We start from the raw sequence: 14,836 nt of genomic DNA, 5'->3' as shown, positions 1-14,836 counted from the left end.
GCATTGGAACTGACACTGATTCCGCAAGGCCTGAGTGCAACAACTGCGGGCTTCCTGTTGCTGTGCTCGGTCATGACCTCGATGATTACCGCGAGTCTCGGCGCTGGTGGTGGCCTCCTGTTACTGGTATTGATGGCATTCTGGATTCCGCCGGCGGCGATCATCCCGGTGCATGGCATGATCCAGCTGGGCTCAAACGCGGGGCGGGCGACGCTGACATGGCGCCATACCGACTGGAAGGCCATTGCTGCCTTCGCACCGGGGGTGCTGGTGGGCGCAGCTCTGGGGGCATGGATACTGGTGGATCTGCCAACTCACCTGTGGCAAGTCACCATTGGCCTGTTTGTACTCTATCTGTGCTGGGGGCCGGCATTGCCCCGCGGCGTCTTTGGCACTCCCGGGATATTTCTGGCCTCCTGCCTTACCAGTTTCATTACCCTGTTTGTAGGAGCGACCGGCCCGCTGGTGGCATCCTTCATCAAACAGATGCATGTCGACCGTTTCACCACCGTGGCCACGTTTGCCACCGCCATGACACTTCAGCACGCCCCGAAAGCCCTGGTTTTCGGGCTTGCGGGTTTTATGTTCCGGGACTGGATCCTGTTTATCCTGGCAATGATCGCTTTCGGTTTCGCAGGCACCTGGCTGGGGCTGCATGTGCTCAGGTCAATGAGTAACCGGCACTTCAGCCGCGTGTTCAATGTCCTGCTGACACTGCTGGCGCTGCGATTGCTATGGCAGGCAGGAGGCTCTGCGGGCTGGTGGTAATGTCTTCCCGGGACGCCTGGTCAGTCAGGCCAATGCCGGGGCGGCGGAGAAACGGTGACCACCCGGTTGCGACCACGGGCCTTGGCGGCATAGCTGCCTTCATCTGCCCTGGCCATGACCTCACGTGGACCGGAATCGGCTTCGGACATCTCCGTCAGACCGATACTGGCGGTGACACCGAAAGATTTACCGTCCTGCTCGATACGAATGGACTCAACCCCCCGACGAATGGTTTCCGCCAGTTCTGCGGCACGCTCCAGACCACAGGCAGGCAGAATGATGCCGAATTCGTCGCCACCAAGGCGTGCTACCGTATCGGATTGCCGCACCGATATCCGCAGCAGATCGGAAAGACGCCTGAGCAGATCGTCCCCCATCAGGTGCCCACCTTCGTCATTGACCGGTTTGAAATAATCCAGGTCAATCAGCATCAACACACTGGCAACAGCCTTTGTACTGGCGTCGCCCAGGCATTTCACCAGGGACGAGTTGAATGCACGTCGATTGAGTAGCCCGGTGAGACTGTCATGGGTTGCCTCCCAGGACAGCCGTTCTTCCTCACGACGGCGCTCGCTATCATCCCGGATCACCAGTATCAGCTGATGATGGTCACTGCCCCTGTGCAGGTGCAGCATGGCCAGGTCCACATCAAAGACCCGCCCTTGATTGTCTCTCATCGTCGCATAAAGGCTGTCCACATCCGCGCTGCGGAGAAAATCATCCGGCTGCCAACGCTGGTTATCGCTCTCTATCGCGGCGCGCTCAAAGAAATTGGCCTGTTCACAACCTTCCGGCAGCCCCAGAAAGCCACAGGCGGCGTCATTGGCATAGCGGATAAACCCGTCGACATCCAGCATCAGCACGCCTTCCTGAAGAACGCCAAGTATGCTGTCGGCCCGCTCCTGCTCTTCAGCCAGTTCCGCTTCGATTTCCAGTTCGTGGGTTATATCCCGGATTACTGTAATCGTCCCCAGCGTTCGCTCTTCGGTACCGATGACAGCCGTCATTACATCTGCCCACACCAGGGGCCGGTCCTCAGGGGTTTTCAGGCGGAAACGGCCGCGGAAAACGGCATTGTTTCTCAGCGCTGCCCGCCACTTGTCTACGGCACCGGGAAGATCGTCTTCATAGACCCCGTCAATCAGCCGGCTGTGCAGAAGATCGTTGGAGTCAATGCCCACAATCTGCTCGAAAGCCGGGTTAACAAATTCAATCCGGCCCAGCACATCGGTCTGGATGATGCCAATCGGGGCGCTTTGAGTGAGAGAACGGAAGAATGCCTCGCGCTCGGCCAGTGACGCCAGCACCTCATCCCGTTCTTCCATTACGGTATTGAAGGTTTCTGCCACCTGACGGATTTCCGAACCACCAGCCACTTCCACCGGCTCGGTGCGGATAGCCAGATGACGCTCACTGATCTGGAAACCGAGATTGCGCAACGGGGCCATCAGACGCCGGAACACGATCAGCGCCAGTGGCGCCACCACCAGAATGACAATCAGTAACACCTGTACAAAACTGTCTGTCAGCCGGCTGACCGGAGCATAAGCCTCCTGCGCTGGCCATACCGCCGCCACGAACCAGGGCACCTGGGACATCTGCCGTACCGACATGATGGTCTCGGTACCTTCCTGATTGCTGGTTCTCAGGGTGCCTTCAAAGCCGCCCATGGCGTCACGCAATACCGGATTTTCCAGCCTCAGGGGCGTCATGGTTTCACCGGTGCGGCCGTGGGCAAGGGTGACACCACTGCGTGTGGCGATACCGATATAGCCCGTCTTGCCGATGCGCACCGTGCTTACTTCTTCCATGAAATTGTCCCCGGCCAGCATTAATGCGCCGCCGATAACCCCGATAAACCGCTGACGATGGTCGAAAATGGGCGCGGTCACCATGATGGCCGGCCGGTCCTGATAATTGGAGACGTAGGGGGCACTGATCACCGGGGCCAGCTGGCTGGAGGTTTGCCGGAAGTACTCGCGCTCACTGATGTTCAGCCCGGCCTGCTGGTATCGCTCCGGATGTTCGGCAATGACATTGCCATCGGCGTCGAAAAGGTAGATTGCATCAAACAGATGCTGAAGCGCTATCTCGCGCCTGATAAGCAAGCGGGCGCGGGAGGTCAGCACACGCTCCTCCATCGCAAGTCCTTCGGCCACATGGGAGAGTGTATCTCTGCGTTGTGCAAGGCGAGTGTCCAGATCACTGGCAACCAGGTCGGCAATGGTTGCCACCTGCACCCTGGCCTGGGCCTCAAGCTCGGAGCGGCTGACCACGGAACTGATCAGTGCCACTGCCAACGCGGAGAGCACAATAACCAGAATAACGAAGGCGACGGCCCGATTGACAAGACTGGCAAACCAACGCTTCATCAACACAGGAACGAAGCCCCGGACAATGAGAAACGATTGGTCAGGCATATTGGTTTTTCACAGGAACTGCTGGGGGCCTGACTCACAGGGTAAAACACCGATGTTGTAATTGACCGACAATTGCAGTCTAACAGACAGCACCTGCTTGTGACGTTACGGGGCTTGCAAATTCAATGATAATCGTTACTATTTAGATCTATTTTACCGATTGAGGCCCCATATGTCAGATTCACTGCTCACTGACGCCACCGGAATGAGCACCGGCCCGCTCAGCCAGCTGCTGGAAATGGGTGGCCCTGTCATGATGGTGCTGCTGGCAATTGCGGTGGCGGGCATCGTCACCTTCGTTTACCTCATGCTGTTCGGGGCTTTTTTTGCCCCCAGATTCACTGCCAGACTTAAAAATGCCATTAATCTTTGGCAACAGAAGCCCTGCAGCGAGGTGCCTGGCCGGCTGGAGCAAAATGCCGGTCGTTACAGCCGACTGAATCCCCTGCATCACCTGGTGGTCAACACCATGAACGCCCGCCTGAAGGCTGCGGACCCTCAACAGATACGGGAATCCGTTGCCAGCGATGCCCATGACGCCCTGGAACCTTTCGAGGCGCCGCTGAAAATTATTGAAGTTATTGCTGCGCTGGCGCCACTGCTGGGCCTTCTGGGCACGGTTATGGGCATGATGGAAGCCTTCAGTGCCATGGCTGCAACCGAGGGCCGGGCTAACGCTTCCCAGTTGAGCGGGGGCATATACGAAGCCCTCACCACCACCGCCGCAGGTCTGGTGATTGCCATTCCGTTTGCCGCTCTGGCCGCCTGGATCGAATTCCGCCTTCGCCGGATCCAGAAAACCATTAACAGCGCCCTGGTGAGTGTGATGTCGGTGCCACTGACAACATCTGAAAGCCACGCAGCCCCGGAAAGTCCGGGGACGGCAGCGGATACTGCCGCTGCACACCATCGCTTTTCAGACTATTCCGCAGCCGGACAGCAGGGCCGCCTGGCCAATGCAACTGGTTGAGCCAAGGCCGGCGCGGCCGATCCCCATCCGCATCACGCCTCTGATCGATGTGGTTTTTATCCTGCTGGTGTTCTTCATGCTCACCAGCCGCTTGCTGCCAGTGAGTTTCATGGAGTTGAGCAACAGCACCGGTGATACCAGCCCGGTCACCGGGGAACCCGTGCCGGAGGTAACAGTACAACGGGATGGTGCGGCCAACTGGAAAGGTGAAATCTACGATATTGAGGTCCTTGTGAACGAACTGAAGGCCACTGGCATCGACGAAATCAACCTGGCAACCACCTCCGCCACGCGCCTGACGGATTTCACCACAGCCTACGGCCGTTTTTCGGACAGCGGCATCACCACCCACTGGAAACGCTCACGGCAGCCCGCGGAGCAACCATGAGTGATCTGGTACCACCTCCGGCCAGATCCGGAAAGCGCCTCATGGAGCGCCTGGAAGATGCGCTGCTGCCGCTCATCAACCTGGTGTTCCTGTTACTGATGTTTTTTATTGTGGCAGGCCAGTTGTCAGATACGCCGCTGCCGGACCTGCCTGGTACCGGAAGCGGGGCGGGCAATGAGCAGCCCCATGCAGACCTGGTGGTTACTGCAGCCGGCGACTGGCAGGTGGGCGGACAGACCGTAGGCTCTGGAGGCCTTGCCAATGTGCTACCGGCTCCCGCTAAGGAATCCCCCCTGAAAATAGCGGCCGAACAGGACATTGCCATGGCTAACCTGGAAGCACTTCTGCGGGTACTTGAGGACAGTGGCTACGAGGAGATCATCCTGCTGACGGAGCCAGCCAGCTGATGGGTGTCAGTAAAACCGTACGCGGCCTGCTGCTGATCGCTGCCATGGCCATTACCGCCGTAACCCTGGTGATCGCTGCGCCTGAACGCGTGCCCGAACTGAAACCACTGGGGGACTCGGCCGTCAATTCCGCCCCGGCAGTCCGGATATCCCTGGCCGGCACCCGCAAGCCGAAGGAGCCCGACACTCCCGAACCCGAGGTTCAGCAGCAACCAGCGGAGCCAGAGCCGGAACCAGAGCCGGAACCAGAACCAGAACCAAAGCCTGAGCCTGAGCCTGAGCCTGAGCCTGAGCCTGAGCCTGAGCCTGAGCCTGAGCCTGAAGTAGTCGAGCAGGTTACCGAGGCCACGGCAACCGAAAGCGAGACCGGTTCAGAAGAGACCACGGAGAACATCACCGAAGAAGAGAACCCCAATCAACAGGTGGAACTCACCGCCGGCGACTCCTCCGATGTGGACCGCTACCTCACGGAACTCAGCCGGCACCTGAGCCGGTTCTACGAATATCCGCGCCGTGCCCGCCGCCTCGGGCAGGAGGGAGCACCGGTGGTGGTATTCGAGTTCAGCCGTGACGGCACCCTGGTGCGACAGTCCCTGCGTGACTCCTCGGATCATTCACTGCTGGATGATGCCGCCCTCAACATGCTCAAGGATGCCGAGCCATTGCCGCAAGTGCCGGACGCCATGAAAGGCAGAACCTTTACTTACGCCCTCCCGGTGAGATTCCGCCTGCGCTGAGCCAAATATAACCTGGCCCGTTGTGACTTTTACGGAACGGCCTGCACGCGGTATTATCAATACCCACCTGATCCCCTTCCTTATGCGTGCGTCTGACCCATGACTATTGAATTACCGATTGCCCACCGTTTGGGCCAGATCATGTGCGACACCACCAACGCAATTCTCTGGTCGCCTGCACAACAGTGGGTCCGCAAACAGATACCAGCCACAACCCTGCTGTGCCGGGTCGGTTCTGGTCAGGCGACCTACCATCGTTTCGACCCGCGTCTGAAACAGCACCAGATTACCTACGGCAGACGCATGATCATGGCCAAGCACCAGCCTGATGCGGTCGCTGGCTGGCTTTCCGGGCGGGAGATACGCCAGCGCGGGTACTTCGACGGCGAGGTCACCACACTGAATCTTCTGGCCCACACCTGCTGCCACGAATTTGCCCACCTGCTCCAGCATGTCTCCGGCCAGCGTTATCGCGGATCGGTACATAACAGGTATTTCTACCGGATACTGGATGAACTTCACGGCAGCGGTGGTGCCGATGCCGCCAGGCGCCATCTGGCGGAGCAGGCAGAAAGTGCCGATATGCCCGTGCCCGATGAGCCTATCCAGCCACCGGATACACGCCAGCTGATGGCGAAATGGTCAGTGGGGGACGCTGTTGCATTTGGTGCCGGCAAACGACAACTGCAAGGCAGGATTATCCGGACAAACCGGAAAACCTGCACCGTAGAGGGCACGGGGCCATGCAGTGGCTTGAGATATCGGGTGCCAGTGGTCCTGTTACGCGTGCTCACTGACTGAGGTCTGAATCCAGATCCAGCCACGCGACCCTCTGTCAGGCGGCCGAATTGACCGGTAAGCACCGGTCCGGTGCGCATCGCACTGTGCGGGCGCATCCCACGGCTGATCTTTCCCACCAGAACAACGATAACTCTTTGTAAATAAAAGACCGCCAATTCTGGCACAGTGTTCGCTTGGTATTTGGCAGGGAAGAACCTCCCGGCCAGGGACCGGCCGGACCATCAGATCATTGTTGTTGGCATTGACGCCGGATCATCGAACTCCCTCCCCCGGGAATAGATGCTCCGGCTTTTTTTGTTATGGAGGCGGAAGCTGATGGCCTGTGACCGGGTGGTGATGTTTTATGGTCGTTGTTGAAGGGTCCTCTTTAAACTGTAGACTGCTTGCTGGCGGGTGGAGCGTGGGGGTAGGGTTATTTTTCTGCCAGGAAAAGGTGTCTGAGCGCAGCGAGTTCTTTTCCCAAAGAAAAATAACCTACCCCCGAAGCGGCGACTCCCCCCAAGCCTCAGACGACCAAGACTAAACCTCCGAAGTCCGCCGACGACGCCACCCAAGCACAAACACCGTAAGCGCCGGCAAGAAGGTAACGGTCACCGTCGCCGCTCCGGCCAGGCCGAAGAGAACGATGGCGCCAACACCGCGGTAGAGCTCGGTGCCTTCGCCCGGCAGGAAGACCAGTGGTGACAGGCCACAGATGGTGGTCAGGGTGGTCATGGCAATGGGCCGCAGGCGGGTTTCCACGGCGCCGATGACCGCATCCACCACCGACACGTCCCGGTGCCGCAGATTCTGCCTTGCCTGCTCCACCACCAGGATCGGGTTGTTGACCACCGTACCCATCAGAATCAGGAAGCCCAGCATGGTGATCATGTCGAAGGGCTGGTTCAGGGGCAGCAGGCCAATTTTTGGCAGCAGGCCGCCTACCAGATTCATCAGTGCCAGACCGACGATGCCGCCGGCGATGCCCAGGGGAATCGCTGTCAGAATCAGCAGCGGGAAGCCCCAGTGGGCGAAGATCGCCACCAGCAACAGGTACACGATCACCACCGCAATGATGAAATTACCACTCAGGGCATCGCGGGTGGCATTGAGCTGGTCGCTGGCGCCGGAGATGTTGATGGATACCCCCGTGGGTAATTCGCCGCTGTCGCGCATGGCGCCCAGCAGTTCTGTGCGCACCCGTTCAACACCGGCCTCCAGCGGCACATCGTCTGGCGGGATTACGTTGAGGGTTACGGTGCGTCGACCGTCCAGCCGTCGTACGGTACTGGTATCCACGGTTTCCTCGATGGAGGCCAGGCTAGACAGCGGTAGCGTCGCGCCCTGGGGGGTGTAAATCATCACATCGGGCAACTCGTCCAGGCCCGGATTCCGTCCTGCGCTGCCGTAGATATAAATGTCGATCTTGTCGTCGTCCAGAAAGAAGTCGTCCACATAGGAGCCTTCGGTCAGCGAGGCCACGGTGAAACCGATTGCCTCGGTATCAAGGCCCAGTTCCGCGGCCCGGTCCCAGTCCGGCCGCACCTGGATCAGTGGCTGGGCCAGGGAGAGTGTGGCGGGCCGGGTCTGGATGCGGGGGTTGTCGAAAATCGTCTGGGCGCGGCCATAGGCTGTGTTGGCGACTTCATAGATAGAGGCCAGGTCCGGCCCGGAGATATCCAGGCTGATACTGCGGGTACCACCGTCGTTGCTGGAGATGATGGAGCCCTTGGCAGCAAACGCCCGCATGCCCGGGAACTGCTCATAGAAACCGGTGATTTGGTCCATCAACACTTCAATATCACGGGCGTTGATTGTCTCTGCGATGATACGCACATTGGTGGGGCTTACCTGCATGTTCAGGTAGGCCAGCGGCGGAATCGGAGTTTCGCCGCTCTCATAGGCTTCCCGGTTCGCCCGGACGTGGGGCAGGAAGCGATCTTCCACCTGTTTGGCGATACTTTCCATCTCGGTCAGGTTGTACCCTGGCGGGGCGCTCATGGAGGCGAAGGTCTTGGGCTCCTCACCCTCGGGCAGGTATTCCGCCGGCGGCGTCAGGAAAATAATGATCCAGAAACTCAGCATAATTGTTCCGATAATCACCACAAGCCGCCTGACCGTGCCACTGACCATCCAGCGTACGGCGGCAACCACTCTGGTGCCCCAGCCCGGTGTCACGGTGTTGCCATACTGGTCTATGTCGCCTTTGCGCTTGCCGAAATCCAGCCGCGCACTGAGGGTGGGAATCACCGTGACCGCCACCAGCATTGATGCAAAAATGGCCGCCGAAATGGCAATGGCCACATCGGAATACAACTGCCCGGCTTCTTCCTCGATAAACAGGATCGGCAAAAACACGAGGATGGTGGTCATCGTGGAGGCCAGTACCGCGGGCCAGACTTCCTGCACACCTTTGAGCGCCGACTCGAAGCGGTCCAGGCCCAGGCGGCGGTGGCGTTCAATGTTCTCCAGCACCACGATGCTGTTGTCCACCGTCATGCCGATGGCAAAGGCGACGCCGGCCAGGGAGATCACGTTGATGGTGCGGCCGGTGATCATCAGTCCCAGGAAGGCGGCGATAGCGCACAGGGGAATACCCACTACGCCCACGAAGGTGGCCCGGGACGACCGCAGGAACAGGAACATCACCAGAGTGGCAAACACGGCGCCGATACCCAGATTGGTCCAGACATTGGCAACCGAAGCCTCCACATAGCGGGCGTCGTCTGCGGTCAGGGCCAGCTCCATGCCCTCCGGCTCCAGCACCTCGCGGTTGATGGCATCAACTTCCTCCAGCATCGCCTGTTTGATATCGATGACGTTGGAGCCGCTTTCCCGGCGCACCTGCAGGCCCAGAACCCGCTGGCCATTGATAAAGGACAGTTGGCGGATACGGGAATGGTCCTGGCGCACAGTGGCCACATCATAGAGCCGGACCACACTGTCGCCGGTGCGGGAGACAACCAGGTTGCGCAGTTCGTCAAGGTCACGGAATCGCCCCACGGTGCGCAGCAGGTAACGGCGCTTGCCTGCGTCCACTTCGCCGCCGGAAACATCCTGGTTGCGGCTGGTGATGGCATCCCGTAGGTCCAGCAGGCTAAGGCCGCGCTGCGCCAGTTTTGCCTCATCCACAGTGATCTGCATCTGGCGATCGGCACCGCCGCCGACTGTCACTTCCGAAACCCCGGCCACGCTTTCCATGCGGGGGCGAACCCGGTCTTCCACGAAATCCCGCATCAGATCGATATCCAGCTCCCGAGGATTGTCGGGCAGCGTGGAAACCCGGAAATACATGAATGCATTGGAGGAGAAAGAGGCCGCGACAATACGCGGCTCGTCCACGTTGGTGGGATAGTCGGAAACCTGGCTCAGTGCGTTGTTTACCTGAATCAGGGTTTCGGTGATATCAACGCCGAAAGGAAACTCCAGCTCGATTTCAGCAGAACCGCTGGAGGCGGTGGCGGCCATCTCACTCAGGTTGGGCACATTGCGGAGATAACGCTCCTGCTCGATCAGGATTTCCTTCTCGATATCCTGTGGCGTCGCCCCCGGCCACCGGGTTTCCACGGTAATGGTGCGGACTTCCAGGTCGGGAATCATCTGCACTGGGATCCGGAAGGCCGCCGCGGCACCAATAATAGCGATAATCAGCGTAACCACGGTCACCAGGGTGCCGTGGCGAATGACGCCGGCAAACATCAGCGCGATCCCCGCTCTGCCAGCCTTACCCTGGCACCCTCTTCCAGGGATTCATTGCCACGGATCACCACTTCTTCATCGCCCTCCAGACCGCTGAGGATTTCCATCCGATTATCAAAGCCGGAGCCTACCTCCACCCGCTTTTCCCGGACTTCATAGAGGTCTTCATCCACCGCCTCGGCAATCCACACCGTGATGCGGCCGTCCGGGTAGCGGTTGATGGCATCGCGGGAGACCGTCAGCCCCCGTTCACCCGTGGAAACCCTCAGCGTGGCCTGCACCGCCATACCGGGCAGCACATTCAGATCTTCGGGCGCTGTAGCCCGAATCAGGAAGGTTCTGGCCTGGGGATCACTGACCGGCACCAGGGACTCAATGGTGACCGGCACCGGTTTCTGGTCAGCGCCCCTGGCCTGCACCAACAGCCTGGAGTCGTCGGTTATGCGCTGGTAATAATCCTGGGGTACCCGGAAGTCCAGGCGCAGGTTGGTGGTGTCTACCAGGGTCAGCAGTTGGTCGCCGGGGGTGACCCATTCTCCCAGGTCACTGATCCGGTCACTGACGACGCCGTCGAATGGCGCTTCGATGCGATGCCGGTCAAGTACAACCTGTCTGCGTTTCTCCTCGGCACGCAGGCGGGCGAGTGCGGCTTCCGTGGCAGCGACTTCGCTCTCGCGGGCGCTGACTTCAGTGGCGGCAATATTGCGCCCCGCACCCACCGAGCGGGCTTCCGCCAGCCTCCGCTGCGCCTCTTCAAGCCGGGCCAGGGCTTCGGAGGCTTCGGCGCGGGCGCTTGCCAGCTCAAATTCCGCCTGTTCGTCATCAAGTCCGACCAGCAGATCGCCGCGGGCAACCCTGTCACCGGTTTCGACCCGCACATCCTCCACAAGCCCGGCCACTGCGGTAGACAGCTCGGAGGTACGCAGCGCATTGACGGTGCCATTGAGACTGACTTCACTGATGATATCGGATGTTTCAACCGGTGCCAGTTCAACCCCCGGTCGGTCCTGCGCCTGGACCTGTGGAAGCGCAAAACACCACAAACCAGCCAGGGCGACCAGTTGCCGGACGATTGGTTTCACTGCGTTACCCCTTTATTCCTGTGCGGCTATCGCGTTGAATTCTGTCTCCTGAAGTCAACTTTAACCTACGCCCGGAATCCCCGGACAGACCTGTCGAAACCGGTGTTTCGGACCCGTCAGGCCAGCAGGCGACACTTCCACCGAACCTGAAATGCTGCAACACTGGTAATCAGACAACAACCAGAAACAATGCGAGATTTGTACAGTGAAACCACTGAGCCCGTTAGATCAGGTATTTCTGTGGCTGGAAAAGCGCCAGCAACCCATGCACGTTGGCGGCCTGCAACTGTTTTCCTTCCCCGAGGACGCAGCGGATGACTATGTGGCACAGCTGGCGGACCAGTTACGAAAGCAGGGCATTGTCACAGCGCCGTTCGACCAGCGCCTGACCAACCGGTTCGGTCAGCCGTTCTGGGTGAATGACGAGCACCTGGATCTGGAGCATCATTTCCGCTTCGAGGCCCTGCCAACGCCGGGCCGGATTCGTGAATTGCTGGCGTTCGTTTCTGCGGAACACAGCCACCTGATGGACCGGGAACGCCCCATGTGGGAGTTTCACCTGATCGAGGGCCTGAAAGACCGGCAGTTCGCCGTCTACATCAAGATACACCACTCCCTGGTGGATGGCGTGTCAGCGATGCGGTTGTTCCAGCGTATGCTGTCCGCGGACCCGGACGAACGAAACATGCCCCCGATCTGGTCCCTGCCACTGCGCAGTCGCAATAACACCGATGACAACGGCCCCTCCATGTGGCGTAACATCGCCCATCTGCTGGGGGAATCCGGAAAACAGCTGGGCACGGTGCCAGCAGTAACCAGGGCATTGCTGGGCACCGTCAACCGGGCGCGAAAAGACCCGGCCTACGACTCCATCTTCCACGCCCCCCAATGCGTCCTCAACGGCAAGATCACAGGCTCCCGCCGCTTCGCGGCCCAGTCCTATTGCCTGAAGCGCATCAAGGCCGTGTGCAGGGCTTACGATACAACGGTTAACGACGTGGTTATGGCCATGTGCGCCACGGCACTCCGAACCTACCTGATGAACCGGGACGCACTGCCAGAGAAGCCCCTGGTGGCGATGGTGCCCGTTTCCCTGCGCAAGGACGACAGCTCTGGCGGCAACCAGGTGGGTATCATCCTGGCCTCGCTGGGCACCCACCTGAATGACGCTGCCGAACGGCTGCGCTATATCCATGAGGACGTGAAAGCCTCCAAGGAGCGCTATGCCAACATGTCACCGGAGGGAATCCTGAATTACACTGCCCTGCTGCTGGCGCCGGCAGGCTTCAACCTGCTCACGGGCCTGGCTCCGAAGTGGCAGACCTTCAATGTGGTGATTTCCAACGTGCCCGGACCGAAAGAACCCAGTTACTGGAATGGCGCCAGGCTTGAAGGGATGTACCCGGTGTCCATCGCCATGGACCGGATTGCCCTGAACATGACCCTGACCAGCTACTGCGATCAGATAGAATTCGGGCTGATCGGCTGCCGCCGCACCCTGCCCAGCCTGCAGCGGATGCTGGATTACCTGGAGGACGGCCTGGCAGAGCTGGAAAACGCGGCCGGGATTTGAGGTTTAACCGAACCTGGCTTCACGATTGCGCTGCGAAATCTGATCATTCAGCGTCCAGAAGTCATAGAGCACACCTATCAGGAACAGACCACCGGTCAGCAGGTAAATGATCCCGGTGACCCACTTGCCCATATACATCCGGTGAAGACCAAATACCCCGAGGAACGTCAGCAGAATCCAGCTGATGTTGTAACTCACTTCACCGGCCTCGTACCGAATGTCGGCTTCCCGGTCCATGGCGGGAATCAGGAACAGGTCAATAAACCAGCCAATAAACAGCAGCCCCAGCGTAAAGAACCAGATGGTGCCGGTAATCGGCTTGCCGTAATAGAACCGGTGTGCCCCGAGGAATCCGAAGATCCAGAGCAGGTATCCGATGAGTTTGCTGTGTGTATCCTGGTTGATTGGCATTCAGTTGGGTTTCCTTCTGACTTTGGTGGTTGCCTGATTCTTTGGCGCCGGCCTGTTAGTTGTGGTGCCTGGCCGGGGGGAGGGATTCTTTTTCCTTGGGAAAAAGAATCCCTCCCCCCGTCCGTCAGACTATTAGGGCATAGTTGTAAAATATAAACTGAAAAAAGTGAATAAAACGACAGACGGCCTACCCCATGGTCACTGGGTGTGGGGTGGGGGTATTTATTTTTTTCGCAAAAAATGGTGTCTGAGCGAAGCGAGTTCATTTTTCGAAAAAAATAAATACCCCCACCCCGCAACCACGCTCTCAATCCTGAGGCCCGAAGGATAAGCATGCTCCCAACCCGAAGACATGCACCAGCCATGTGGGCCGGTAATGCGGGGGCAAGCTAACCAGGTCTGCCGGCAAGGCGCTGACCCCTGACCGGTGATACCCCCGCCCTGGCGACGGTGTTGCGGCCGGCGCGTTTGCCGTTGAACAGGCAGCGGTCAGCGGTCCGGAAAAGTGTTTCCACTTCCCTGCCATGGTCGGGATAGTGGGCAATGCCAAACGACGCAGTCACGTGGATAACGGCTTCGCCGTACCGCAGTTCGCTGTCTGCAATACGCTGGCGCAGTTCATCCATCAGTTCAAAAGAGTCCTCGGGTTTCACGTCCCGCAGAATCAGCCCGAATTCCTCTCCTCCAAGCCTGCCAACAGAATCGGTGGTGCGCAAGCGCTCAGTCAACCGGTGGCCGATACTCTGCAGCACGTGGTCTCCGGCATCGTGACCCATGGTGTCGTTCACCACCTTGAAGTGGTCGATATCCATGATCACCAGGGCAAAACCCGAGCCACTGCGATCGCACTCCGCGAGAGTGCGGCTCAGGGCGCTCTGGAAGCTGGCGCGGTTGGACAGACCGGTAAGTGCGTCAGTCTGCGCCAGGGTGAACAGCTTCTGCTCGGCTTCTTCGCGCCGGGTTTCATAGAGGTGGATAAAGACCAGCATCAGCACGGCGCAAAGCACCATGTTCAGCAGATCGATCATGCTCCCCGCTTCGACAATGAATTCCAGATGGAAGTAATAGGCCACACAGCCGGCCAGCATGAACGGCGCACTGAGAAGAAAGCCTTCCTTCTTGCCCAGCAGCAGATAGGCCAGCACCGGCATCATCAGCACCCACACGAACGCGGTAACGGAAGCCTCGGGCACCAGCATTATGAGCAGAAAAAAGGAAAATCCGCTGATCAGGTAACTGTATATCCAGCCCTGCAGGTGAGGCGTGCGGTTGATTCTGGTGACACCAAGAAACAGCATTGCGCCGGCAACAAACTCCCCGGCAGCCAGCCAGAGATAACCATTAAGAACCTGCAGGCAGGCAAAAACCACCAGCGCGGAACCGGTAACCAGAAACAGCATCCGCGTCAGTGAGCGGCGATGGGTATCCCGGAGACCTGAGCGGCTCTGTTCAAGCGACGCACCAAGGTCCGGGTGCTGTGGTGCTTTCATGCTGCCTCTTTCCCTGAAATACAGCGAACATGGTGCTGGCGTCCCGCCTGCCCGGCACACCAGCCCTGAACGCAAAATATACAGCGCCCGTTATCGGGCTTCAATCACTCC

General features: G+C 59.2%; 12 protein-coding genes. 7 read left to right on the top strand and 5 right to left on the bottom strand.

The window, feature by feature from the left end; all coding sequences use genetic code 11:
* Positions 1 to 3: 3 nt before the first annotated feature.
* Positions 4 to 768 carry a sulfite exporter TauE/SafE family protein gene (locus tag DIT72_RS06150; RefSeq protein ID WP_135954279.1) on the top strand — a complete coding sequence of 255 codons (765 nt, stop codon included), beginning with the start codon at positions 4 to 6 and terminating at the stop codon, positions 766 to 768.
* A 20-nt stretch (positions 769 to 788) separates the two neighbouring features.
* Here the strand turns inward: DIT72_RS06150 and DIT72_RS06145 are convergent, their stop codons facing one another.
* A complete protein-coding gene (locus DIT72_RS06145; protein ID WP_228260740.1) occupies positions 789 to 3,188 on the bottom strand; it encodes a sensor domain-containing diguanylate cyclase in 2,400 nt (799 codons plus the stop codon).
* A 172-nt stretch (positions 3,189 to 3,360) separates the two neighbouring features.
* Here DIT72_RS06145 and DIT72_RS06140 point away from each other — a divergent pair, with 172 nt between their 5' ends.
* The 5 genes from DIT72_RS06140 (at position 3,361) to DIT72_RS06120 (ending at position 6,491) form a co-directional block, all read left to right on the top strand.
* On the top strand, positions 3,361 to 4,158 hold the full coding sequence (locus DIT72_RS06140) for a MotA/TolQ/ExbB proton channel family protein (protein WP_135954278.1): 798 nt from the start codon (positions 3,361 to 3,363) through the stop codon (positions 4,156 to 4,158).
* Positions 4,145 to 4,546 (top strand): ExbD/TolR family protein, encoded by a 402-nt coding sequence (locus tag DIT72_RS06135; RefSeq protein ID WP_135954277.1) that lies wholly within the window; start codon positions 4,145 to 4,147, stop codon positions 4,544 to 4,546. The genes DIT72_RS06140 and DIT72_RS06135 overlap by 14 nt, the downstream gene beginning before the upstream one ends.
* Positions 4,543 to 4,953 carry an ExbD/TolR family protein gene (locus DIT72_RS06130; protein WP_135954276.1) on the top strand — a complete coding sequence of 137 codons (411 nt, stop codon included), beginning with the start codon at positions 4,543 to 4,545 and terminating at the stop codon, positions 4,951 to 4,953. The genes DIT72_RS06135 and DIT72_RS06130 overlap by 4 nt, the downstream gene beginning before the upstream one ends.
* Positions 4,953 to 5,690, top strand: coding sequence for an energy transducer TonB (locus DIT72_RS06125; protein ID WP_135954275.1), 738 nt, complete (start codon positions 4,953 to 4,955; stop codon positions 5,688 to 5,690). Before DIT72_RS06130 ends, DIT72_RS06125 begins: the two co-directional genes overlap by 1 nt.
* Positions 5,691 to 5,789: 99 nt before the next feature.
* Positions 5,790 to 6,491: a hypothetical protein gene (locus DIT72_RS06120; RefSeq protein WP_228260739.1), complete on the top strand. Its 702-nt coding sequence runs from the start codon at positions 5,790 to 5,792 to the stop codon at positions 6,489 to 6,491.
* A 519-nt stretch (positions 6,492 to 7,010) separates the two neighbouring features.
* Here DIT72_RS06120 and DIT72_RS06115 read toward each other — a convergent pair.
* A complete protein-coding gene (locus tag DIT72_RS06115; protein ID WP_135954274.1) occupies positions 7,011 to 10,169 on the bottom strand; it encodes an efflux RND transporter permease subunit in 3,159 nt (1,052 codons plus the stop codon).
* Entirely contained in the window at positions 10,169 to 11,251 is a 1,083-nt protein-coding gene (locus DIT72_RS06110) for an efflux RND transporter periplasmic adaptor subunit (RefSeq protein ID WP_228260738.1), read from the bottom strand. Before DIT72_RS06110 ends, DIT72_RS06115 begins: the two co-directional genes overlap by 1 nt.
* A gap of 205 nt (positions 11,252 to 11,456) precedes the next feature.
* Here DIT72_RS06110 and DIT72_RS06105 point away from each other — a divergent pair, with 205 nt between their 5' ends.
* A complete protein-coding gene (locus tag DIT72_RS06105; protein WP_135954273.1) occupies positions 11,457 to 12,824 on the top strand; it encodes a WS/DGAT/MGAT family O-acyltransferase in 1,368 nt (455 codons plus the stop codon).
* A gap of 3 nt (positions 12,825 to 12,827) precedes the next feature.
* Here DIT72_RS06105 and DIT72_RS06100 read toward each other — a convergent pair whose 3' ends face one another.
* A complete protein-coding gene (locus DIT72_RS06100; protein WP_135954272.1) occupies positions 12,828 to 13,235 on the bottom strand; it encodes an NINE protein in 408 nt (135 codons plus the stop codon).
* 389 nt (positions 13,236 to 13,624) lie between these two features.
* Entirely contained in the window at positions 13,625 to 14,725 is a 1,101-nt protein-coding gene (locus tag DIT72_RS06095) for a GGDEF domain-containing protein (protein WP_135954271.1), read from the bottom strand.
* Between the last annotated feature and the right edge of the window lie 111 nt (positions 14,726 to 14,836).

The sequence above is a fragment of the Marinobacter orientalis genome (assembly GCF_004792665.1).
GTDB classification, from domain to species: domain Bacteria; phylum Pseudomonadota; class Gammaproteobacteria; order Pseudomonadales; family Oleiphilaceae; genus Marinobacter; species Marinobacter orientalis.
This window is presented reverse-complemented; position numbering and strand designations above follow the sequence as displayed.